This is a genomic window from Paenibacillus methanolicus (genome assembly GCF_008124765.1).
Classification (GTDB): Bacteria; Bacillota; Bacilli; order Paenibacillales; family Paenibacillaceae; genus Paenibacillus_Z; species Paenibacillus_Z methanolicus.
The window spans coordinates 211,350-232,381 of sequence record NZ_VNHS01000010.1 but is presented as its reverse complement, the minus strand read 5'-3'; the positions used below and the strand labels follow the sequence as shown (position 1 = coordinate 232,381).

The 21,032-nt window shown below is 59.2% G+C and carries 16 protein-coding genes; 10 read left to right on the top strand and 6 right to left on the bottom strand.

What is annotated here, in order from left to right; genetic code table 11:
• The first annotated feature begins 1 nt into the window (after position 1).
• From trmL to BCM02_RS25275, 3 genes are all read left to right on the top strand, one after another.
• Entirely contained in the window at positions 2-466 is a 465-nt protein-coding gene (trmL, locus tag BCM02_RS25285) for a tRNA (uridine(34)/cytosine(34)/5-carboxymethylaminomethyluridine(34)-2'-O)-methyltransferase TrmL (RefSeq protein WP_148931912.1), read from the top strand.
• A 178-nt stretch (positions 467-644) separates the two neighbouring features.
• Positions 645-896, top strand: a complete 252-nt coding sequence (locus tag BCM02_RS25280; protein WP_148931911.1) for an AbrB/MazE/SpoVT family DNA-binding domain-containing protein — start codon at positions 645-647, stop codon at positions 894-896.
• 477 nt (positions 897-1,373) lie between these two features.
• The gene (locus BCM02_RS25275; protein ID WP_148931910.1) at positions 1,374-2,573 is read left to right on the top strand and encodes an aminotransferase-like domain-containing protein; all 1,200 of its coding nucleotides are present in this window, start codon (positions 1,374-1,376) and stop codon (positions 2,571-2,573) included.
• 124 nt (positions 2,574-2,697) lie between these two features.
• Here BCM02_RS25275 and BCM02_RS25270 read toward each other — a convergent pair whose 3' ends face one another.
• Together BCM02_RS25270 and BCM02_RS25265 are read right to left on the bottom strand one after the other, a co-directional pair.
• Positions 2,698-3,021, bottom strand: a complete 324-nt coding sequence (locus tag BCM02_RS25270) for a Rieske (2Fe-2S) protein (protein WP_187434404.1) — start codon at positions 3,019-3,021, stop codon at positions 2,698-2,700.
• Entirely contained in the window at positions 3,018-3,761 is a 744-nt protein-coding gene (locus tag BCM02_RS25265) for a DUF2161 family putative PD-(D/E)XK-type phosphodiesterase (protein WP_148931908.1), read from the bottom strand. The genes BCM02_RS25270 and BCM02_RS25265 overlap by 4 nt, the downstream gene beginning before the upstream one ends.
• A 456-nt stretch (positions 3,762-4,217) precedes the next feature.
• On the opposite strand from BCM02_RS25265, the gene BCM02_RS25260 reads away from it, so the two are divergent.
• The 4 genes from BCM02_RS25260 (at position 4,218) to BCM02_RS25245 (ending at position 9,000) form a co-directional block, all read left to right on the top strand.
• Positions 4,218-6,113 (top strand): PrkA family serine protein kinase, encoded by a 1,896-nt coding sequence (locus BCM02_RS25260; RefSeq protein ID WP_148931907.1) that lies wholly within the window; start codon positions 4,218-4,220, stop codon positions 6,111-6,113.
• 222 nt (positions 6,114-6,335) lie between these two features.
• Positions 6,336-7,097, top strand: coding sequence for a class I SAM-dependent methyltransferase (locus BCM02_RS25255; protein ID WP_148931906.1), 762 nt, complete (start codon positions 6,336-6,338; stop codon positions 7,095-7,097).
• Positions 7,098-7,211: 114 nt separating this feature from the next.
• Entirely contained in the window at positions 7,212-8,216 is a 1,005-nt protein-coding gene (locus tag BCM02_RS25250; RefSeq protein WP_148931905.1) for a globin-coupled sensor protein, read from the top strand.
• 349 nt (positions 8,217-8,565) lie between these two features.
• Entirely contained in the window at positions 8,566-9,000 is a 435-nt protein-coding gene (locus tag BCM02_RS25245) for an Rrf2 family transcriptional regulator (protein ID WP_148931904.1), read from the top strand.
• A gap of 99 nt (positions 9,001-9,099) precedes the next feature.
• Here BCM02_RS25245 and BCM02_RS25240 read toward each other — a convergent pair whose 3' ends face one another.
• Both BCM02_RS25240 and BCM02_RS36130 read right to left on the bottom strand, forming a co-directional pair.
• Entirely contained in the window at positions 9,100-10,542 is a 1,443-nt protein-coding gene (locus BCM02_RS25240) for a SpoVR family protein (protein ID WP_148931903.1), read from the bottom strand.
• A gap of 302 nt (positions 10,543-10,844) precedes the next feature.
• Positions 10,845-11,777, bottom strand: coding sequence for a C40 family peptidase (locus BCM02_RS36130; RefSeq protein WP_246183544.1), 933 nt, complete (start codon positions 11,775-11,777; stop codon positions 10,845-10,847).
• Positions 11,778-12,087: 310 nt separating this feature from the next.
• On the opposite strand from BCM02_RS36130, the gene BCM02_RS35425 reads away from it, so the two are divergent.
• Both BCM02_RS35425 and BCM02_RS25225 read left to right on the top strand, forming a co-directional pair.
• Positions 12,088-12,885, top strand: a complete 798-nt coding sequence (locus tag BCM02_RS35425; protein WP_187434403.1) for an alpha/beta fold hydrolase — start codon at positions 12,088-12,090, stop codon at positions 12,883-12,885.
• A 107-nt stretch (positions 12,886-12,992) separates the two neighbouring features.
• Positions 12,993-14,285 (top strand): ATP-binding protein, encoded by a 1,293-nt coding sequence (locus tag BCM02_RS25225; protein ID WP_148931900.1) that lies wholly within the window; start codon positions 12,993-12,995, stop codon positions 14,283-14,285.
• Positions 14,286-14,938: 653 nt separating this feature from the next.
• Here BCM02_RS25225 and BCM02_RS25220 read toward each other — a convergent pair.
• Positions 14,939-18,136 carry an MMPL family transporter gene (locus tag BCM02_RS25220; protein ID WP_148931899.1) on the bottom strand — a complete coding sequence of 1,066 codons (3,198 nt, stop codon included), beginning with the start codon at positions 18,134-18,136 and terminating at the stop codon, positions 14,939-14,941.
• A 59-nt stretch (positions 18,137-18,195) separates the two neighbouring features.
• Positions 18,196-18,633, bottom strand: a complete 438-nt coding sequence (locus BCM02_RS25215) for a MarR family winged helix-turn-helix transcriptional regulator (RefSeq protein WP_148931898.1) — start codon at positions 18,631-18,633, stop codon at positions 18,196-18,198.
• A 280-nt stretch (positions 18,634-18,913) separates the two neighbouring features.
• Here BCM02_RS25215 and BCM02_RS25210 point away from each other — a divergent pair, with 280 nt between their 5' ends.
• Positions 18,914-20,971 carry a methyl-accepting chemotaxis protein gene (locus tag BCM02_RS25210; protein ID WP_148931897.1) on the top strand — a complete coding sequence of 686 codons (2,058 nt, stop codon included), beginning with the start codon at positions 18,914-18,916 and terminating at the stop codon, positions 20,969-20,971.
• The last annotated feature ends 61 nt before the right edge of the window (positions 20,972-21,032 follow it).

The following is a 21,032-nucleotide window of genomic DNA, read 5'->3' as shown; positions in this document are numbered from 1 at the left end:
TATGGCTTTTCATATCGTACTGGTAGAGCCGGAAATCCCGGCAAACACGGGCAATATCGCGCGCACGTGCGCGGCGACGGGGACGCATCTTCATTTGGTCCGCCCGCTCGGTTTTAACACGGATGACAAAACGCTGAAACGGGCCGGTCTCGACTATTGGTATGCCGTTCAGGTGCATTACCACGATTCGTTCGACGAGTTGAAGGCGTTGTACCCCGAAGGGCGATTCTTCTGCGCGAGCACCCGTTCCTCCCGGCCTTATACGGAATATCAATTCCAAGATGGCGATTTTTTCGTGTTCGGCAAAGAGACGAAAGGGCTCCCGCAATCGATCCTTGATGCCCACCCGGACACTTGCCTTCGGGTGCCGATGACGGACAAGGTGCGTTCGCTCAATCTGTCCAACTCTGCGGCCATCGTCATTTACGAAGCGTTCCGCCAAATCGGCTTCGCCGGTTTGGAATAAACAAGCGGCTGTTTTTCATTTCCTCTTCTGGCTGAGGTTATATCGTTGAGAAGTATTTGCATGATACTAAGAAAAAATGTGAAATGGGCAGGAAATACCCGGCTCAGGGCGAACGTTATACATGCGATATTCTCGTGACATAGCTTGCAAACCTAGACTGCAGAAGAGGTGAACGGCATTGAAACCGGCTGGTGTTGTGCGCAAGGTCGATCAACTGGGCCGCATTGTGCTGCCTAAATCGCTGCGTAAGCGATATCAAATGAACGAAGGCGATCCTGTTGAGATTTTAGTACAGGGTGACCATATCATTTTGGAGCGTTACCGCCCGAGATGTGTATTTTGCGGTAACATGGAAGAAGTGCGCGAATTCAAAGAGCGTTATTTGTGCGCGCAATGCATTACGGAAATGTCACATCTTAAACGCGACTAAACGCTTTAGCGCGGTGAACGAAAAGAAGCTTCCAGCACAAGATCGGGTGATCTCAAGCGGGAAGCTTCTTTGTCTTGCATGCAATTAGAGGCCTTTGGTCTTGTCGTCATTGTATGACGCAGTCATCATGGCGGTCAAGAACAATACCGATACGGTCAGTACGATCAAAAATCCAATCGTCATCCTGCACACCCCCAGTAATTCTGCCTTCAAATGAACATGGCTTGGCCATGTTAGCTCATGGTGAAGCCTATCTTATTATACCCAACCCCCTGGAAAAAGAAAATGCGTGAAGAGGCGGGAAAATGTGAACGAAGTGTGAAACACCCAGATTGGTTTGCGTCCAGATAGAGGGACGCAGCATTCTGGTAATCGCATTTGGTTTGCATGGCCTTCCCGATTAAGCAATCACGCGCAGTTCATTCCGCCCCTGCCCCCGCGTATGATGAAAGAAGACGATACAAGGAGGCGGGCGCGATGCAATATCGGTTTTCCGAACGAGTGGCGGGGATGCAATCCTCCGTCATTCGCGACATGCTGAAGCTGGCGCAGGGGAAAGACATGTTGTCGTTCGCGGGCGGACTGCCGGATGCGAAGCTGTTCCCGGTGGAGGCGATCCGGGAGGCGGCGGCACGCGTATTAACGGATCGGGCGGCGGAAGCGCTGCAATACGGGCCGACGGAAGGCGATCGGCAGCTGCGCGAATGGCTGTGCGCGCAAGCGGCGGCGGCGGGCACGGGCGCGACGCCGGAGGAGACGCTGCTGACGACCGGTTCGCAGCAGGCGCTGGACTTGGCCGTGCGCGCATTGACCGAGCCCGGCGATATCGTGCTGGTCGAAGACCCCACGTATCTCGCGGCGCTGCAGCTGTTCGGCGTTTATGGGTTGACGGTCGTGCCGGTCGCGAGCGACGCGGACGGACCGCTGCCGGACGAGGTGAAGCGGCTCATCCAAGCGAAGCGCCCGCGCCTGCTGTATGCGGTGCCGACGTTCGGCAATCCGACCGGACGCACGTGGAGCACGGAACGCCGGAGGGTAATCGTACAGCTGTGCGGGGCGGAAGGAGTACCGATCCTGGAAGATGATCCGTACGGCGCGCTGCGCTTCGAGGACGGCGAGCGGGAGCCGAGTTTATTCACGCTCGCGGGGAGCTGCAAGGGGAGTCCGGTTGTCTACTTGGGCACGTTTTCCAAGACGATCGCGCCGGGACTTCGAACGGGCTGGGCGATGGGGGACGCGACGGTGATCCGCATGATGGCCAAAGCCAAACAGGCATCGGATTTGCATTCGAGCGCGCTGGATCAGCGGATTATCGTACAATTGCTGGCTGATTTTCCGCTCGTCGATTACCTTCGCGACGTCGCGCGAGAGTATGGGCGCCGAATGGACCTGATGCAGCGCGAACTGGCTTCGCATCGCATCGAGGGGCTGCGTTGGGAGGAGCCGCGCGGCGGCATGTTCTTGTGGCTGACGCTGCCGGAGGCGCTGGATGCGGAGGCGCTGCTTCGCGCGTCGCTTCGCCAAGGCGTCGCGTTCGTGCCCGGCGCGCCGTTCTTCGCGGGCGTGCAGGAGCGAAATACGGCGCGGCTTAATTTTACGGGGTTGGACGACGAACGCATGGTGAAGGGGATCGGGCTGTTCGCGGAGGCGATCAACGAATTTCTCGCGAGATCGTGATGCTCGTGCCAACTAAAAACCTCCGCGCGCCCGAGAGGAAGCGCGAATTCGCGGACATTGGCCTTGCGGGCCAAGCTTCGAATCCGTCTGCCCTCAAGGGAGGCGGAGGTATCGGTTTCGTTCGTTAGGCGTTCGTTCGAATCGTATAATGTCCGTCCCGCACTTCGACGGGCTGGCATTCCAGCCGCTCGCCGGGCACGTTGGTCGATTCGCCGGTCAGCGGATCGAACGCCCAGAAGTGAAGCGGGCAGATCAGCTCGTTCTCGTGCTGCCGCACCAGCCCGCCGGCATGCGGGCATATGGCGGAGACGAGCCGGTAGCCTTCGGCGTCCTCGCCGGTTTGAACGAGAAAGAAAGGGTCGCGATCGATCGTAATGGTAGCCGGGAATGAGGTGATTTCGTCTACGCTCGCAATAATGCGATAGGCGTGCTCATCGTGGTCGTTCATGTCTCCAACGTCTCCTTTGGCAGCGTTTGCTTGGTGCGGAGCCAGGCGTCGAGTATGTCGGCATGCTCGGCGACCGCTTGCGCACCGCTCTCCTTTAACCGATATACCCCGCGTTCGACGCGTTCGAACCATCCGTAATAATCTTTATGCAAAATCTCGCGCGCGCGGACGACTTCCGTTAACTCGGCTGCCCTGCGCGGTTGTAGATCCCCGTGCAACTGCAGCGCCCATGCGATGCGCAGCGCTTTCTCCCGGTAGGCGGTCACGAGCTTGCGCTTCGTGCTGCCGCCTGTATTATAGTCGCCGCTGCGTTCGCGGAATTCGGTCAACAGCCGGCTTTCGCGCCGTCTGCGACGACCGCGGATCGGCGTATCGCCGGGTTCGCAGAGCATCTCGATGACGGGCGCTTTCGTTTTGAAGAAGGTGATCGTCATAAGGCCGATTCCGAGCATCCGGCACAGCTCGGCGAGATCGCCGAACCGCTGATTGTGCGCGCCGCTCTTCTTGCGATTGCGTTCGACCGCCAGAATGACGCGATCGGTGAGGCGCAGGCGCTCGATACCCTGCAGCAGCAGGGCGAGATTGAACGTTTTTTTCATCTCGACGATGACGGTCTCGCCGCTCGCCGGATGGATGGCCACGAGGTCGCAGTGCATCACCTCGCTCTTCACGTCGTAGCCTTGTGATTCGAAATAACGTTTGACCGGAGGGTACAGCTCCGTTTCATGCTGAACGGCCATGGGGTCATGCGCTCCTCTCTTGGCGACCATTATATCATAAGTTGAGCAAGCGCTTCACCGCCGGGGAGGTTGTCGAATGCGCGGCTTCGGTTCGATAAGCGGACAAGTCGAAGACGAGTATATGCGTGCCGGGCAGGAGGCGATGCGAGGTGCGCGTACTCGCTGCGGGAATAGCTTTCGAGGCATGTCAGGTGTTGGCGGCCGTATTTTGCGATAAGCGCTTACATTGAACGGGATTCAGAGTTTGAGGGAGGTTAAGCTTGTGTGAAAAAGGTCGGATTTTGCTAGATCGGCAATTAAAATATAGGGCAACTTCCCTCGGTTTAGCGCATAGGATTATAACACTTCAACCAATCGCTGAATTGAAGCCTGGCAGCCAAGATTCCAAACGCATAACGGCCTTCGGTAGTAGCCTGACTTGGGACCGCATCGGAAGGGACGAGAGGGAGGTAAGGCATGGATATTTTAAAACGGATATCCGCCTACAAGGCGGAGAGCGATAAGCTCGCGTGGACTGGATCGTTCAAGGAGTACCTGGAGCTGTTGAAGGAAGACCCTACGCCTGCCATGACTGCGCACGCTCGTGTCTACGAAATGATCAAGTCCTACGGGGTTGAAGAAGAAAACGGCCGCAAGTCGTACAAATTTTTCGAGCAGGAGATTTTCGGCTTGGACCGCGCGCTCGAGAAGCTGGTAGAGGAATATTTCCACTCCGCCGCCCGCAGGCTCGACGTACGCAAACGGATTTTGCTGCTCATGGGACCGGTCAGCGGCGGCAAATCGACGCTGGTCACGATGCTCAAGCGGGGCTTGGAACAATTCTCCCGCACGGAGCGCGGGGCGGTCTACGCGATCAAAGGATGCCCGATGCACGAGGATCCGCTGCATCTCATCCCGAACGAACTTCGGGCGGAGGCGGAGAAAGAGCTGGGCGTCCGCATTGAAGGCAATCTGTGCCCTTCCTGCCAAATGAGGCTCCGGACCGAGTTCGAAAGCGATATCGAGAACGTTCTTGTCGAGCGCGTGTTCGTCTCGGAAGAGAACCGCGTCGGTATCGGCACTTTCAGCCCGTCGGACCCCAAATCGCAGGATATTGCCGACTTGACGGGCAGCATCGACTTCTCGACGATTACGGAGTTCGGTTCGGAATCCGATCCGCGCGCGTATCGGTTCGACGGCGAGCTGAACAAGGCCAATCGCGGTCTGATGGAGTTCCAAGAGATGCTCAAGTGCGACGAGAAGTTCCTGTGGAACCTGCTCTCGCTGACGCAAGAAGGGAATTTCAAGGCCGGCCGGTTCGCGTTAATCAGCGCCGATGAGCTCATCATCGCGCACACGAACGAGACGGAGTACAAAGCGTTCATCGCCAACAAGAAGAACGAAGCGCTCCAGTCGCGGATGATCGTCATGCCGGTGCCGTACAACCTGAAGGTGTCGGAGGAAGAGAAAATTTACGCCAAGCTGATCAGCCAGAGCGATATGAAGCATATCCATATCGCGCCGCACGCGCTGCGCTCGGCCGCCATTTTCTCGATCTTGACTCGCCTGAAGGAGACCAAGAAGCAGGGCATGGACCTGATCAAGAAAATGCGCATGTACGACGGCGAAGAGGTGGAAGGCTACAAGGAAGCGGACTTGAAGGAGATGCAGAACGAGTATCTGGAGGAAGGCATGAGCGGGATCGACCCGCGCTACGTCATCAACCGGATCTCGAGCGCGCTCATCAAGCAGAACTTGGAGTTCATCAGCGCGCTTGACGTGCTGCGGGCGCTCAAGGACGGTCTGGACCAGCATCCGTCCATTACGAAAGAAGAGCGCGAAAGATACTTAAACTTCATTTCGGTCGCACGCAAAGAGTACGACACGCTGGCGAAGAAAGAAGTGCAGAAGGCGTTCGTCTACTCCTTCGAGGAGTCGGCCCGGACGTTGTTCGAAAACTATCTCGATAACATCGAGGCTTATTGCAACTGGTCCAAAATCCGCGATCCGCTCACGGGCGAAGAGATGGATCCGGATGAGCGTCTCATGCGCTCGATCGAGGAGCAGATCGGCGTCTCCGAGAACGCGAAGAAGGCGTTCCGCGAGGAAATTCTGATCCGCATCTCCTCGTACTCGCGCAAAGGCAAGAAATTCGACTACGCAAGCCACGACCGGCTGCGCGAAGCGATCGAGAAGAAGCTGTTCAATGATCTGAAGGACATCGTCAAAATCACGACGTCGACGAAAACGCCGGACGAGAAGCAGCTCAAGCGCATCAACGAGGTCATCAACCGTCTCGTCGAGGAGCATGGGTATACGCCGGTCAGCGCCAATGAACTCCTCCGCTACGTCGGCAGTCTGTTGAACCGTTAATCGTAAGCCGAAGATTTGGACTCCCGCCTAAGCCGGCGTGCGCAGCAATGCGCACGCCGGCTTAGGCGCGTTTGCCTGCCTGGGCGACGCTGGGAGAGCTGCGGCTGTATTGTTGCATAGTTATAGTTAATAACTATAAATAATATCATCTTTATATATTTCAACATATGTTCCTCGGCGTGATATAACTGGCTTACCAAACATTGGATGGAGGCGGTTGGCATGACGCAGCGTTGGCATGCGCAAGGTTACGACAAATCGATGGCGTTCGTATCCCGTTACGGCGAGGAACTGGTGGAATGGCTAGAGTTGAAGGCAGGAGAGCGAGTGCTGGATTGGGGCTGCGGGACGGGAGACTTGGCGGCGGAGCTGGCGCGCAGAGGCGCGGTCGTGACCGGCATCGACGGTTCGGCGGACATGATCGCGCAGGCACGGGCCAAGTATACGCAGCTGGACTGGCGCGTGGCGGACGGTCAGTCCTATATCAGCGAAGATGCGGCCGACGCGATCTTCAGCAACGCGGCGCTGCACTGGATGACCGACGCGGAAGGGGCTGCGGGCAGCATGAGCGCTTCGCTGCGGCCGGGCGGTCGGCTCGTCGCGGAGTTCGGCGCGGCGGGCAATATCCGTCTCATACGGGAAGCGCTCGGCGCGGCGTGGCCGGCGGCCTTGGCGCCGGGCGCGCCGGCGTGGCCGTGGTATTTTCCGACGGTGGGCGAGTACGCGGCACTGCTGGAGAGGGCCGGCCTAGAGGTGCGAATGGCGGTACGCGTGGATCGTCCGACGCCGCTGTCGGACGGGGAACAGGGGATGCGAGTATGGCTGGCGACTTTCGCGAACGGCATCTTGTCCGGACTTGAGGAAGACGTTCGGGAGGCGGTCGTCGCGGAGACGGAGCGCGGGTTGAAAGCGACCGCATTATGGGATGGCGCCCGGTGGACGGCGGATTATGAGAGGCTGCGGGTCGTCGCGGTGAAACGATAATCGGGATCTGCAGGCGAGAAATTTTCACAGGTGTAAATATTTACAACCCTTTGGTCGATGATAATAAGGAAGGAAGTGACATGGGGATCGATTCATAAGGGGGACATCTGCATCATGATCAACGTAACGGCGGAGCGGAGACGCCAGCTTGATTTTACGGGAATTACCGAGGAAGATATACAGCTGCTAGGCAGCCAGAAGGAGTTATTCGCCAAGGTGGTGAAGGAGGTCGTCGATCGCTTCTACGACCGGATCGGCCGGGAGTCGGAGCTGAATGCGATCATCAAGAGATTCAGCACGATCGATCGGTTGAAAGAGACGATGCGTATCTATTGGATGTCCATTACCGAAGGCAAGATCGATGAAGCCTTTATCGAGAACAGGGTTAGAATCGGGCTCGTTCACTCCAAGATCGGGTTGACGACGGACTGGTATCTCGGGGCTTACGCCATCTACATGGATATTGCCATTCAGGTGCTGCAGCGCACGGTGCCGGATAATTGGCAGCGCATCTATCATTCGCTGACGAAGGTGTTCAGCTTCGATTCGCAGCTCGTGCTTGAAGCCTACCAGCGCACGGAGCAAGAACGGGTTCAGAAGATGGCCGACGAGCGGGCGGAGTCGCTGAGACTGATTACGAAAGCGGTGCAGGATCTCGCGGGGATGATCGTCGAGCTGGACGACAACGCGCGGGTTATCGCCGATTCGGCCGTGTCGACGGCGGAATCCCAAGAGCAGGCGGGGCAGACGCTCGGTCAGCTGATGAAGGATGTCGAGAGCATCGGCGAGGTTGGACTGCTTATCAAAGGGGTTGCGGAGCAAACCCATCTGCTCGGTTTGAATGCGGCGATCGAAGCGGCGCGGGCGGGCGAGCATGGACGCGGCTTCGACATCGTCGCCGGCGAGATCCGCAAGGCGGCGGCTTCCTCCCAGCAGGCGATGGAGGCGATCACAACGCGTCTGCGCGACATCGAGAAGAAGGTCGTGCTCGTGCGCAAAGATTCCGAGCAAACTTCGGTGCAGGCCCGCGAACAGGCGGCGCGCTCGGAGGAGTTGGCGTCATTCGTGGCGATGATCGAGCAGGTCACGGAGGATTTGAAGGCGCTGAACAAACGGTAATCGGCCATATCGAAAGCCATCTGCGGACAGCGATAGACCGGGCATGCTGCCGTAGAGGCGGCAATAGATCCCGCACGCGTTCGCAACCGCGCGGCTAACTTGACAGGCCACAAGAGAGAGACTATAAGGGGAAAACACGGATGAATGCCGAAGCAGTCTAACGGGTGCCAGGCTTCACGGCGGGCGAGAAGAGGGACCGATTCTATTATTGAATCGGTCCTTTGACGTTGGTTTCGGCAGCGGTATCCGCATTGTCCGCTTAGCGCGCCTATTGACTTGCCAAGGGCCGGGTAACTATAATGATGGCACATCATTTTGCGGCTGGGGCCGAGGAGGAGGAAGCAGAAGCATGTCGATCAACAGCCGATTCGCCGTCGCCGTGCATATTCTGACGCTTCTCGAATACGCTTCGGACCAGCGCATGAGTTCCGAGATGATCGCCGGCAGCGTCAATACGAATCCCGTCGTCATCCGACGCATCATAGGGCAGCTGAACCGTGCCGGTCTGATCGCGACGAGTCCCGGCGTGGCGGGCGCTTCGCTCACCCGCAATGCTTCGGCGATCACGCTGCTGGACGTCTATGCCGCGGTGCAGCAGGAGAATCGGGATGACCTGTTCGCGATTCACGATAATCCGAATCCGGCTTGCCAGGTCGGCCGCAACATTCAAGGCGCGTTAGAGCGTTCGTTCAAGGAGGCGCAGACCGCCATGGAGCAGGAGCTGGCGCGCACGACGATCGCGGATTTGTCGGCCCGGATGGGCCAAGACGGAGAGAACGCCTGACCTGTTCCCGAAGAGGGAGCGGGGCGGGCGTTTTGCGTTGTCATGTATTCAAACAAGCCCGCCAGCCATCACGGCCAGCGGGCTTTCGCATTTTCGCTACTAAATAAACTTTCGGCTCGTCTTCTTCCCGTCGCAGCTGAACACGATCTTCTTATCCTCGACGACCGTCTCCAGATGGACCGATTTGCCCCACAACTGGACGACGTACGGGAGGGTACGCTCCACGTATTTGAGATCGAGCTCGACGCCCTCGTACTGGTGGGTCAAGTACATTTCGCCCACGCGGTTGTGGTCGCCGTCGGTGACGACGAGGTTCGGGAAGCCGCCGTTCACCTTGGAGGTGACGAGTTGGTCCCGGATGTGCTCCCAGCTCTTGTCGGTAATCTTCCACTCGGCGCCTTTCTTCTCGAATATGTAGAGATCCAGGTCGTCGACCAGCTTCTTGGTTAGATAATTGCGCAGGAAGGAGATGTCCCCGTCCAGCTCGCGCACCTCGAAAATTTTCTCCCGTCCCTTGCCCGGTTGGCGGCCAAACCGGTCGCGCTCCTCCTGCGTCGGGTTATCCCAGCGCTTCTCGATGTCCTCGAAGATCTTCAGACCGAGGTAATACGGGTTCAGGCTATGCCGAGACGGCTGTACGACGGAGGCGTTCAGCGCGGAGAATTCGATCGTCTCCGCGCTCGTCAGGTCGAGCTCGCGGAGGATGCGCTGATGCCAGTAGGAAGCCCAGCCTTCGTTCATGATTTTGGTCTCGATCTGAGGCCAGAAGTAGAGCATCTCGTCGCGCAGCATCGACATGATGTCGCGCTGCCAGTCTTCCAGCACGGACGAGTATTCCTCAATGAACCAGACGAGATCCTTCTCCGGTTTCGGCGGGAAGCGCTTCGGCTCGTTGGCGGATTTGCTCGCCTCATCTTCATTCCTCTGCCTGTCGAGATCCCACAGATCCTCGTAGCCATACGTGGCCGGCTGGCTGGACGAGCGTCCTTGTTCCTTGGTCAGCAGCTCGATGTAGCGGGTTTTGTCTAATTGGTAGGGCAGGCGAAGCGTCGGATCGACATGCTCCTGGATCGCCAGCACGGCGTCGATGAACGTTTCCACCCGCTCGGTGCCGTATTGCATCTCGTAGTGGCTGACCCGCTCGGCCGTGGCGGACATGCTCTCGACCATGTTGCGGTTGGTGGCGCTGAAGCGGGCGTTGTTCTTGAAGAAATCGCAGTGGGCGAGCACGTGCGCGACGATCAGTTTGTTCTGGATGAGCGAGTTGCCGTCCAAGAGGAAGGCGTAGCAGGGATTGGAGTTGATGACGAGCTCGTATATTTTGCTTAGGCCAAAGTCGTATTGCATTTTCATTTTATTGAAAGTTTTTCCGAACGACCAATGACTAAAGCGGGTCGGCATGCCGTAAGCGCCGAACGTGTAGATAATCTCTGAGGGGCATATTTCGTAGCGCATGGGATAGAAGTCCAGATTGAACCCTTTGGCAACTTCCGTTATCTCGTCAATGGCTCGCTCGAGCGCCTTGATTTCGTCCTGATGCACGATGCGGTTCCCCCTTCGGCAGGCGTAAAGCCCGGATTTTCCTCTTCCTTCATCTTATGGGGGGAGGGGGGCCGATATGTCGATTGCGGCGGGACATGGACCATGTCAGGTATCGGTTGACGCGGAAGCGGAGGCGAATGGGCGGACTTCGCGAAGGAAGCCATGCATATGACCAACGCGACTAGTCCAAGCTATATGTACGATAGGCGAGCTCCACCTTACGCGAAAAAACTCCGCACCGGCGTCCATACGCCAGTGCGGAGCGATGCCGCGGGATTGCCGGCGAAGTCCGTAGTCGAATATTAGTACACGCGGCGCGCGCCCAGGTAGCGCGGCGTCCAGTACGAGTTGTTCTCCATTTTTTGAATATAGATGCCTTTGGAGCTCAGCGCCGAGATGAATTCGCCGTTGCCCAAGTAGAAGCCGACGTGGTCGACCTTGCCGTTGCCGGCGATGCTGAAGAAGACGAGGTCGCCTGGGCGCAGCATCGTTTTGGATACGGACGTGCCTTGCGTATAGAGGCTCGCGGACGTGTAACGCGGCATCGTCACGCCGAACTTATTGAACATGAAGTAGACGAAGCCCGAGCAGTCGAAGCCGGCCGTCGTCGTGCCGCCCCATAGATACGGTACGCCGATGTACGATTTGCTGTCCGCCAGCAGCGATTGCTTGAGCACCGCGCGCGCGATCGCCGTCTGCGTCATCGTGCCCGCCATGCCGTCCGCCGCAAGACCATAGTCGAGCTGGAAAGCCATGACGGCGTCGCGCGTCACCGTGCCGTAATAATTGGTGATCGTCGGATAGGTAAAGTAACCCAGCTGTTTCAGATCGGTCTGAAGTTTCATGACCGCATCGCCGGTCGAGCCGACTTTGAGCAGCGTGGAAGTTGTTGTCGTTGTTGTTGTCGTGCTGGTCGTCGAGGTTGGTGCCGTCGTCGTCCCAGTAGTTGTCGTGGTCGTACCAGTCGTTGGCGCTGTTGTACCCGTAGTCGTCGTAGTCGTGCCGGTCGTCGGCGTAGTCGTGCCGGTCGTTGGCGCCGTGGTGCTAGTTGTCGTCGTACCCGACGTTGTGCTGGTCGCCGGTTCCGTCGTCGTTGTCGGACTGGTCGTCGTCGTGCTTGTCGCGGCCATGGTCGTAACCGCCGGATCCGCCGTCGCGGCAAAGGTTTCAGTCACCATGCCGTTAGCGGATATAAGGATGGATGCGCTAAGAATAACTGCGGCTTTCTTCTTCATAATTAAATCCCCCTGTCGTCATTGTGAGTGTCATTTGTCGTGCCGGACCTCGTTGGCCCGCGACTTCCTCGTAAGCATATCAATCTCGCAGATGATCAATCATCCATCAATAGCTGGAAAATGCGCGCCGTGCTGGCATGAAACTCGTCGTATCCTTGAATCAACGCGGGCTTCCTCCTCGCGAGGGAATGTATGGCGATGCCGGAATGCCGGAATAACGTCCGGAATCCGGGCGAATAATTTGAAAACGCTGCAATGCGATTTCTGCAATGCGATTTCTGCAATGCGATTGGAAGGAGGCGAACGTAAGATGGGTATGCGCCTATCCGGCCGCTTCGAAGAAAGGCTGCGCCGTACGCTGTTCCTCGCCTGCCTGCTCGCGATCGCGCTGGTGGCGGCTTACCGGATCGCCGTCTTCGAGCCGAGCGACAAAGCGATCTTGGCGCTGATGAGCGATAACCGGGTACGCGTCTCCTCGTCGTCGGGATGGTGGCTGCTTGAACCTGTACAAGGCGTCCGAAAATCCCCCGGCGTCATCGTGTACCCCGGTCTGCTGGCGGATGCGGCGGGGTATTCGCCGTGGGCGCGTATGCTGGCAGAGCGCGGCTACCCCGTCTATTTGGTCAAAATGCCGCTCAACTTCTCGCCGCTCGCAACCGAACGAGCGACGCGAATTTTGAACGAGCATCCGCAAGAATCTTTCGTGATCGGCGGCCATTCCTTGGGCGGCGCGGTAGCGGCCCGTTACGCGGCAGCGCATCGCGAGCGGGTGAAAGGTTTGTTTCTGATCGCTTCCTTCATCGACCGCGAAGCGGGGGAGGACGTCGGCGGAATGCCCGTGCTGCAGGTGGCGGCGACGAAAGACGGCATCGTCACGTTGAACGTCTCGGACCGCGAACGCGAGCAACTGCCGGGTACGACCGAGTATGTCAATATCCGCGGCGGCAACCACCAGCAGTTCGCTTCCTATGCGGAAGAATGGCAGGACTACCCGCCCGCCATCTCGGAAGCCGAGCAGCTCTCGTTAACGGCAGGCGCGTTGGAACAGTGGCTCTCGCGTTTGGGTCCTACTCTATCTTTCGACAAGATGCGATTATTTCGTAAGTGATTCCGTGAGAAAAATGTAAAAAGATCGCAAAAAAACGAGAATTTCATAGTTTCCCGATGTATAATGGGAGAAAGTAGGAGAGGACGTGGCGAGGGAGCGTCGGACGCATGGGCGAACAGAGTTGGATTTCCTTATTGACCCATGAGGTTCATGGGCTGCTTTATATATTCGGGGCTTGTCTTCTGTCTCTGGTCGTGAGGGTGAAGCTGTTCGGGGAGACGCGAAGAAGTTTGGCCTATATGGTTATTTTGGCGCTGCTGTCCGGCCTGTATTTCGCGACGGAGACGGTGGACCCGCTCGTATATGCCGTGCATTTGACCCCGATTTCGATCGCGCTCACGATCTTATTCGAGGGGCTTGTGCCGGGCGTTGCCGTATGGGCGGCTTTTACGCTAGGCGGCACGTTGATCGTCGGCAACGACTGGCTGCCTACGATCGCCGGCACGTCCGCGCTGATGCTGCTCGGCGCGTATTTTAACCGTAGCGATTCGGGGTGCATCCCGTATACCCGGTACTTGCGGCGGTATATCCTCCTTGTGGCGACGCACGTCGCCATTTACCTGGCGGGCGCTTACGCGATCGGGAACGGATCGGTCGATGTCGTGGCCGCGCTTGGGGCGCTTGCGGGTACGGTCGTCTCCGCGCTGCTCGTCAGCGCCGTGTACCATCGGGTGAAACACCAGGAGTATTTGCAGACGGAGCTGATGGATGCGGAGAAGTATCAGGTGATCGGGCAGATGGCCGCTTCGATTTCGCACGAGATCCGCAACCCGCTGACGACGGCGAAGGGCTTCCTGCAGCTGATGGGCAAGGAAGGCATTAACGAGGAGACGCGCGAGCGCTATCGGGAATATGCCGCGCAGGGCATCAATCACGCGAACGCCATCATTTCGGATTATTTGAATTACGCCAAGCCAACCCGCGAGCCGCAGCAGCCGATCGATATCCGGGCCGAGCTGGACGGCTTGATGCCGTGGGTAACGCCGCTGTCGACGATGGCGGACGTGGAGATTCGGATTCAGCATATGAAGGACGGGCCGCTCATGATGCTCGGAGAGCCGAAGAAATTTCAGCAGTGCATGCTGAACATTCTCAAGAACGGGATCGAATCGATGCCGTCCGGCGGCACGATGACGGTCATGACGTGGACGGAAGGCGGCAAGCTGTGCATCCAAGTGTCGGATACGGGAGTCGGCATGAGCGAAGAACAGCTAAGGCAGATCGGCAAGCCGTTCTTCACGACGAAGGAAGCGGGGACGGGGCTCGGCATGCTCGTCGTCGTGCAGCTGATTCAGCTGATGTCCGGCACGATCCGGTACAAGAGCAAGCCCGGCCAGGGAACCGTGTGCGATATCCGGTTCAAACGGTATGAGCCGGTGAGGCTGAACCGCACCTCGTGACCTGGTTTAGGGCTGGTTTAATAACGTAACGCAAAAAGCACCGCGCGAGCTCGAAGTTGAGCGTCGGCGGTGCTTTTTTATTATGCAACCGTTCATGTTGTGGATAAAAACGTAAAGCGTGTCCGCGGGAGCGGACGAAAGCAGAGGGTGCAAACCCTTTGGTTCCCCTCCGCTGGAGGGGGCAATGCTGTCAGGTTAAGAAGGGCTGCGCCCCGATGACCCCACTTTTGTTGCTCCCTCCTCCCACCTCCTCCGCCGAGGAGGCTCCAAAGCCTATGCTTCCGAAGTGCGCTTTCCGTTGGAAAGCGTTCAGGGCTTTGCCCAAGCGTATGCTTCCGAAGTGCGTTTTCCTTTGAAAACGCTCAGGACTCCCTATTTCGTGCTGACATGTTTGTTCGCGGTCGGCGGGAGGGCTTGAGTGTGGCACGCTTTTGTCCTGACGGACAAAGCTTCAGTGGGTTTTGAAGTTCGTCCTAAGACATAGGCATGTGCGTAAGCCGATCAACTATAGCCACGGCTGGCTTCACCAGCCGTTTTTCCTTAACCTGACAGCTTGCGCTTGAGGGGGAAGGGGCGAGGGTGAAAAGATCGGGTTCTCGAAGGGCGAAGCCCTTTTATTCTTGCGGTCTCGCGCGTTAATGCCGCGGTTGTCGTTATCCGTGATGAGAGTCGCTTTTCCCGGAAATCGCGACCGTTGGCTGGCCGACGTAATCGTCCTCGTCGTCCTTGCGGTTCATGAACGGCCACCAGTTCGCTTCGCCGAACACCCGGACCATGACCGGAATGAACAGCGGCAGCATGACGAGCGCGTACATGAACAGGCCGCAGAGCACGATCGTCGCGATCTGGAGCAGCGACATAACGCCGGATGGCAGCATGGCCGCGAACGTGCCGCCCAGGATGAGCGCGGCGGACATGATAACCGTGCCCATGTTCTCCATGGAGCGGAGAATCGCTTCCTTCGGCGACAGATGGCGGTACTCCTTGAACCGGTCCATCAGGAAGATGCTGTAGTCGATGCCGAGCGCCATCAGCATGACGAAGCCGAAGAACGGCACCGCCCAGCTGATGCCCGACAAGCCCATGATGCGGACGAAGATCACTTCCGCGATCGCCATCGACGTGTAGAACGTGATGAGCAGCGACAGAATCAGGTAGATCGGCATGACGATCGAGCGGAACAGCACGATCAGAATGATCCCGATGCCGATGAGCATGAGCACGACGGTGCGCGAGTAATCCTCGGCGGAAATATTGCGCAGGTCGTTGTTGATGCTCGATACGCCGCCGACGGCGTATTCGGCGTCCGCGAACGCGGTGCCTTTCAGCGCGCGGGTAATCGCGGCATCCAGATCCGAGACCTTCTCGAGCGTCTCGATCTCGTAAGGGTTGCCGCCGAAGACGACGTCGAACTTCACCGTCTGGCGATCTTCCGAGAGATAGACGTCGAGCGCGGCTTGGAATTCCTCGCCGTCGATCGCTTCCTGCGGGATGTACCAGCCGGCCAGCTGCTTATCCGGCGCGGAAGCAAGGCCGGTCAAGTAGTCGCCCGCGGAGCCCAGCCCGTCGGACACTTGCGACAAGCCGTCGACGCTTTGGTTCAACCCGTCGGTCAGTTGGCCCAGCTGGCCGCTAATTTGGGCGAAGCCGTCCTGCAGCTCCTTCTGTCCTGCCGCGAGCCGGTCGAATCCGCCGGTAAGGGCCGGCAGTTTCGCGACGATTTGTCCCTGGCCGTCCGCCGCCTTGGCGACGCCGGCTTGCAGCTGTCCGATGCCGGCGGCCAGCTTGCCGAGCCCTTGCGTAAGCTGGGACTGACCGGCGTAAGCTTGCGAGAAGCCGGCGTTGGCTTGATTGAGGCCGCCGACGATCGTGGCGAGCTGGCCGTTCAGCTGCGACATGCCGCCGCTCAGCTGCTTCGCGCCGTCCGCCAGCGCGGAGACGGAGCCCTGCGCGCGCTGGAACTCGGGATCGGCGGCAAGATCCGGGTATTTGGACGCCAGCCCGGAGAGACTTTGGCCGAGTCCGTCCAGTCCGGCCGCGATCGACGCCTGCTGCTTCGTAAGCGTGCCGTAAGCATTCGATACTTGACCGAGCCCGCCGGCCATTTTCTTGTAATTGCCGAGCAGCTGCTCGCTGGCCTTGGTCAGCTGGTCCGCGCTCGACTTGGCTTGCGCGAGGCCGGCCTTCAGCTCGGCCGCGCCGGCCGCGCCGCTCGCAAGTCCTTGCTGCAGCTGCTTCAGACCGCCGCCGAGCTGCTCGACGCCTTGCTTGAGCGCGTTCGTGCCGGCGATCAGGTCGCCGACGCCGTCGACGGCTTCATTGAGCTTCGGGGCGTTCGCCGCGAGCGAGCTGCTCGCTTCGGCGAGGCCGTCCGTGATTTGGCCGATGCCTTCTTCGCTCTTGCCGATGCCGTCTTCGAGCTGGGTCACCTGGTCGGTCACCTGCATGTCTTCGAGCGCTTCGCCGGTCGGGCGCGTCGCGCTGCGGACCGTCTTCACGCCGTCGACCTTGGCGAGCTCGCGGCTGAGCTGCTCGATCGCCGCCAGACCCTCCGAGTTGTCGAGCGGCTTATCCGTCTTCACGACGACCGTGGACGGGAGGGAATCCCCGGGGCCGAAGCTGTCCGCGATGATGTTGAAGCCTTTGACGGAGTCGTACTTCTCGCCGATCTCGTCCAGGGAGTTGAAGGACGTCGATCCTTGGTAGGCGATGAGGAACGGAATCGTCAGCACGGCCAGGATGGCGATCGCCCAGAGCGGGCGCTTCAGCGAGAAACGTCCGACCGAGCCCCACAAGCGGCTTGGCTTGTGGCCCGCCGCCGCCTTGGACGGCCAGAAGATCGCGTTGCCAAGTACCGCCATGAAGAACGGTACGATCGTCACGAGCGCGATCAGCATGACGGCGACGCCGACCGCGACGGCGACGGCCGAGCGGTACAGGACGAACGTCGAGAAGCCGATGGACGCGAAGCCGACGAGCACCGCGAGTCCGGAGAAGATGACCGTGCGTCCGGCGGTGCGATAGGTCGTCACGATCGCTTCGGTACGATCGTTCGTATGCGCGAGTTCCTCCTTATAGCGGCTGATCAGCAGGATGCAATAGTCGGTGCCGATGCCGAAGAGCACGGCGACCATGAAGATCTGCGTGAAGTTCGACAACGGGAAATCCGCGTACTTCACGAGGAACGCGACGACCGACTGCGAGACGAGGTAGCTGAAGCCGACCGTCAGCAGCGGAATGAACGGCGCGACGACCGAACGGAAGACGAGGAACAGAATCGCGATAATGAACACCGCCGTGATCAGCTCCGTCTTCTTCAGCCCTTCCTGCGAGCTCTGGACGACGTCCTCGGAGATGAGCCAGTTGCCGGTGTAATAATGCTCCACCTTGACGTCCTTGACCGCATCGTGGATCGCATCGGCGGCTTCGACCGGCGTGCGGCCGTCCAGCTGGACGTTCAGCAGCGCGAGCACCGTCTTGCCGTCCTTGGCGACCATCTGCTCCGCCAGCTCGGGGGTATCGACGTGGGACGTGACGCCGCCGATGCCGTATTGCGCCTTCTCCTGCTTGAGGCGCTCGATAGTCGCCTTGATCTCGGCATTGTCGGCTTCGCTCAAGCCTTGGTCGTTGTGAAAGACGAGCACCGTGGAAGCGCCGCTGCTCTCGCCGCCCTGCTCCTCCATCGCTTCGATGAGCTGGCCGGCGTTGGACGACGAGTATCCGTCCGGGACGTCGACTTGGCCCTTCTCGCGCACGAGGTCCGCCATATTGGGAGCGGTCGCCATCAAACCTGCGGCGAGGGCGATCCAAAGGACGATCATGACCCATCGGAGTTTCAATATCGTTCTCATCCGTGAATCTCTCTCCTATCATTTATAAAATAATGAGCTGCTTCGCCTGGCGGGCGAGGCTAGCCATGCAGTACGCGGGCCAGTTTCTCGAACGTGTTAATGAACGCCATCGCTTCCTCGGCTTCGAACTGGTCCAAATAAGGCGCGAGCGCGCGCTGAATGCGCTCTTCCATATCGTTCGTGACCCGGCTGCCTTCCTCGGTCAGGTTCAAATGGGTCACGCGCCGGTCTTTCTTGTGCGGCACGCGCTCAATCAGCTCCTTCTCGAAGAGGCGGTTCACAATCGCGGTAATCGAGCTCTTCCCGACGCAGAAAATATCGGCGAGCTCCGACGACGTGCATGGGCCGTTATCTCGAATGTAGCGCAGCGTCGCGTATTGATCGATCGTCAAGCCGTCCGGCATGTGATCCTTCAGCACCGCGTCGAGTTTGCTGTTGACGGAGAAGAACACGTCCTGGTAGCGGACGATCAGTTCCCTCAAGAATTGCGGTTCCAACAGGTACAAACCTCCTTTCTCTCTACTAATCGGTTTTATTCTCGTAATATTCGACAGTGAAATAGTTCTACAATAAAACTATATAAAATCGGACGTCTCCTCGTCAATCCGGGGACGGCCCCCTATTTGTGAAGATTCGGTGTCGGAATCGGTCGTTCACATTGCATAAATAATTCTAGATTAAGAGGAAGATATTCGATGGTTGGCCCAGGGGGCTCCCGGTATAGTGGAGGTAGGGAACGGTACGAATCGTCACTTCACCTTCAAGGGAGGTCCTGCCATGCGCAGCGTAGTCAGAGAGAAACAGGCCGCACGTCAGCCGGTATGGAGGCGTATATTTCAGTCCATCGGGTTCAAGATCGGTCTCATCATGGTCGCGTCCATCGTCGCGTTCGTCGCGGCATCCGGCATGATTTCATACGGGATCGCCAAGCGCGCGCTGGAGAAAAAGGTGGTCGCCGCATACGGCCAGACGGCCCAGCAGACGTCCCAGAAACTCGATTTCCTGTATAAAACGTATGATGGGCTCCTGCTCAAAATGATGGTCGACGAGAAGCTCGCCGATTCGGTGACCGCGCTTGCGGACCACGCGTCCGATTCGTCAGCATACGCGGCGATCGCGGACGACATCGACCTGCTGCTGCAGGATTATATGTATTCGGATCAAAGCATCACTTCCATCGAGCTGCTGCGCATGGACGGCACGCTCATCCCGACCAAATCGGGGCTGCTCAAAAACCGGTCCTACGGGGAGGATGCCTGGTTCCAATCGATCGTCCGGCAAGACGGTCAATCGGCGTGGCTTGGTTCCAACCTGCCGGACAACCGGAATACGAACCCGACGTTCTCGGTCGGACGCGTCATCCGGAGCGCCGGGCAGACGGGCGGTTACTGCGTCATTCTGATCGACGTCGATCTCTCCGCCATGGGCGAGCAGATCAACGGCGTCGAGATGGGCGAAGGCACCGTGCAGGTAATTAGCCCAGACGGCAGCGTCGTGTACGACAAGAAGGTGGGTGGCAACGGAGGGCCGTCTCAGCTGACGATGCCGGCCGAGTTGAAGGAGAAGACGGAGGGCAGCTACGCGGATTCGGCAGGACGGCAACAGATCGTCTTCGCGCAGTCGGCCATCAACGGCTGGCAGATCGCCGGCTACATCCCGTTCGCGGACCTGTACAAGGAAACGGAAGACATGTTCGGCGCCATCGCGATCGTACTGGCGACCGCGTGCGCGGCTTCGATCATAATCGCGGCCTTGACGGCGCGCTTCATCGGACGGCCGCTCGCGCGGATGCGGGACTTGATGCGCCAAGGCGCGGAAGGCGACCTGAGCGTGCGCACGCAAGCCAAAGCCGCTGACGAGATCGGCCAGCTGGGCGCGAGCTTCGACCGGATGATGAGCAACATCGGCGCGCTCGTCGAGCAGACGCGCATGTCCGCGCAGGAGGTGCTGACGACGGCGCACTCGCTCGCGTCGGCGTCGGCGTCGACCGAGCTGGCCGCCAAGGACGTCGCGGCGGCGACCGCGGACATCGCCAAGGGCGGGGAGGAGCTCGCGCTCGGCGCGGAACGAGGCAAGGAGCTGACGGACGAAGCGATGCGCCAGACGGACGACATGATGGCGGCGAGCGGGCAGATGTCCGCGGCGGCGGAGGGCGTCATGGAGGCGAGCGAGCGGGGCACGGCGTCGATGCGCAAACTGCGCGAGAAGACCGCCCATTCCGAGGAAGTCATCCACGCCGTCACGGAGAAGGCCGAATCGCTCAACGCCGCGGCCGCCTCGATCGGCAAAGTGCTCGGCTTGTTGAACGACATCATGAAGCAGACCAACATCCTCTCGCTGAACGCGGCGATCGAAGCGTCGCGCGCCGGCTCGGCGGGCAAAGGCTTCATGGTCGTGGCGGACGAGGTGCGGCAGCTGGCGGAGCGCTCGCGTCTGTCGATCGAGGAGATTCGCGGCTTGACCGGCACGATCGAGCACGGCGTAGCGGAGACGGCGGCGATGCTGTCGGCCGCGCAGCCGGTGTTCCGCGAGCAGCTCGCGGCCGTGCATGAAGCGGACGAGCTGTTCCGCCAGACCGGCGGCAGCATGGAAGCGTTCCGCCGCCAGCTGCACCGCGTGAGCACCTCGGCCGAGGTGCTGGAACAGATCCAGCATTCGCTCGTCGAGGCGATGATGAACGTAAGCGCGATTTCGGAGCAGTCGCTGGCCTCCTCGGAGGAAGTCGCGTCCCAGAGCGCCGAGCAGCTGGGCATCAGCGCCGATCTGGTCGCCCTGTCGGAGCGGCTGCAGAAACTATCGAACGAATTACAGGACTCGCTGAACCGGTTTGCTTGACAGCCGGGGAGGCGAGTCCTCTCTTTTGGCTCCCGACGCCGCCATCCAAAGGAGCAATTCG

What these genes read in the sequence shown, in the direction of transcription:
- trmL (WP_148931912.1), top strand. Translation starts at nt 2, where the DNA reads ATGGCTTTTCATATCGTACTGGTAGAGCCGGAAATCCCGGCAAACACG.
- BCM02_RS25275 (WP_148931910.1), top strand. Translation starts at nt 1,374, where the DNA reads ATGCAATATCGGTTTTCCGAACGAGTGGCGGGGATGCAATCCTCCGTC.
- BCM02_RS25270 (WP_187434404.1), bottom strand. Translation starts at nt 3,021, where the DNA reads ATGAACGACCACGATGAGCACGCCTATCGCATTATTGCGAGCGTAGAC.
- BCM02_RS25265 (WP_148931908.1), bottom strand. Translation starts at nt 3,761, where the DNA reads ATGGCCGTTCAGCATGAAACGGAGCTGTACCCTCCGGTCAAACGTTAT.
- BCM02_RS25260 (WP_148931907.1), top strand. Translation starts at nt 4,218, where the DNA reads ATGGATATTTTAAAACGGATATCCGCCTACAAGGCGGAGAGCGATAAG.
- BCM02_RS25255 (WP_148931906.1), top strand. Translation starts at nt 6,336, where the DNA reads ATGACGCAGCGTTGGCATGCGCAAGGTTACGACAAATCGATGGCGTTC.
- BCM02_RS25250 (WP_148931905.1), top strand. Translation starts at nt 7,212, where the DNA reads ATGATCAACGTAACGGCGGAGCGGAGACGCCAGCTTGATTTTACGGGA.
- BCM02_RS25245 (WP_148931904.1), top strand. Translation starts at nt 8,566, where the DNA reads ATGTCGATCAACAGCCGATTCGCCGTCGCCGTGCATATTCTGACGCTT.
- BCM02_RS36130 (WP_246183544.1), bottom strand. Translation starts at nt 11,777, where the DNA reads ATGAAGAAGAAAGCCGCAGTTATTCTTAGCGCATCCATCCTTATATCC.
- BCM02_RS35425 (WP_187434403.1), top strand. Translation starts at nt 12,088, where the DNA reads ATGGGTATGCGCCTATCCGGCCGCTTCGAAGAAAGGCTGCGCCGTACG.
- BCM02_RS25225 (WP_148931900.1), top strand. Translation starts at nt 12,993, where the DNA reads ATGGGCGAACAGAGTTGGATTTCCTTATTGACCCATGAGGTTCATGGG.
- BCM02_RS25220 (WP_148931899.1), bottom strand. Translation starts at nt 18,136, where the DNA reads ATGAGAACGATATTGAAACTCCGATGGGTCATGATCGTCCTTTGGATC.
- BCM02_RS25210 (WP_148931897.1), top strand. Translation starts at nt 18,914, where the DNA reads ATGCGCAGCGTAGTCAGAGAGAAACAGGCCGCACGTCAGCCGGTATGG.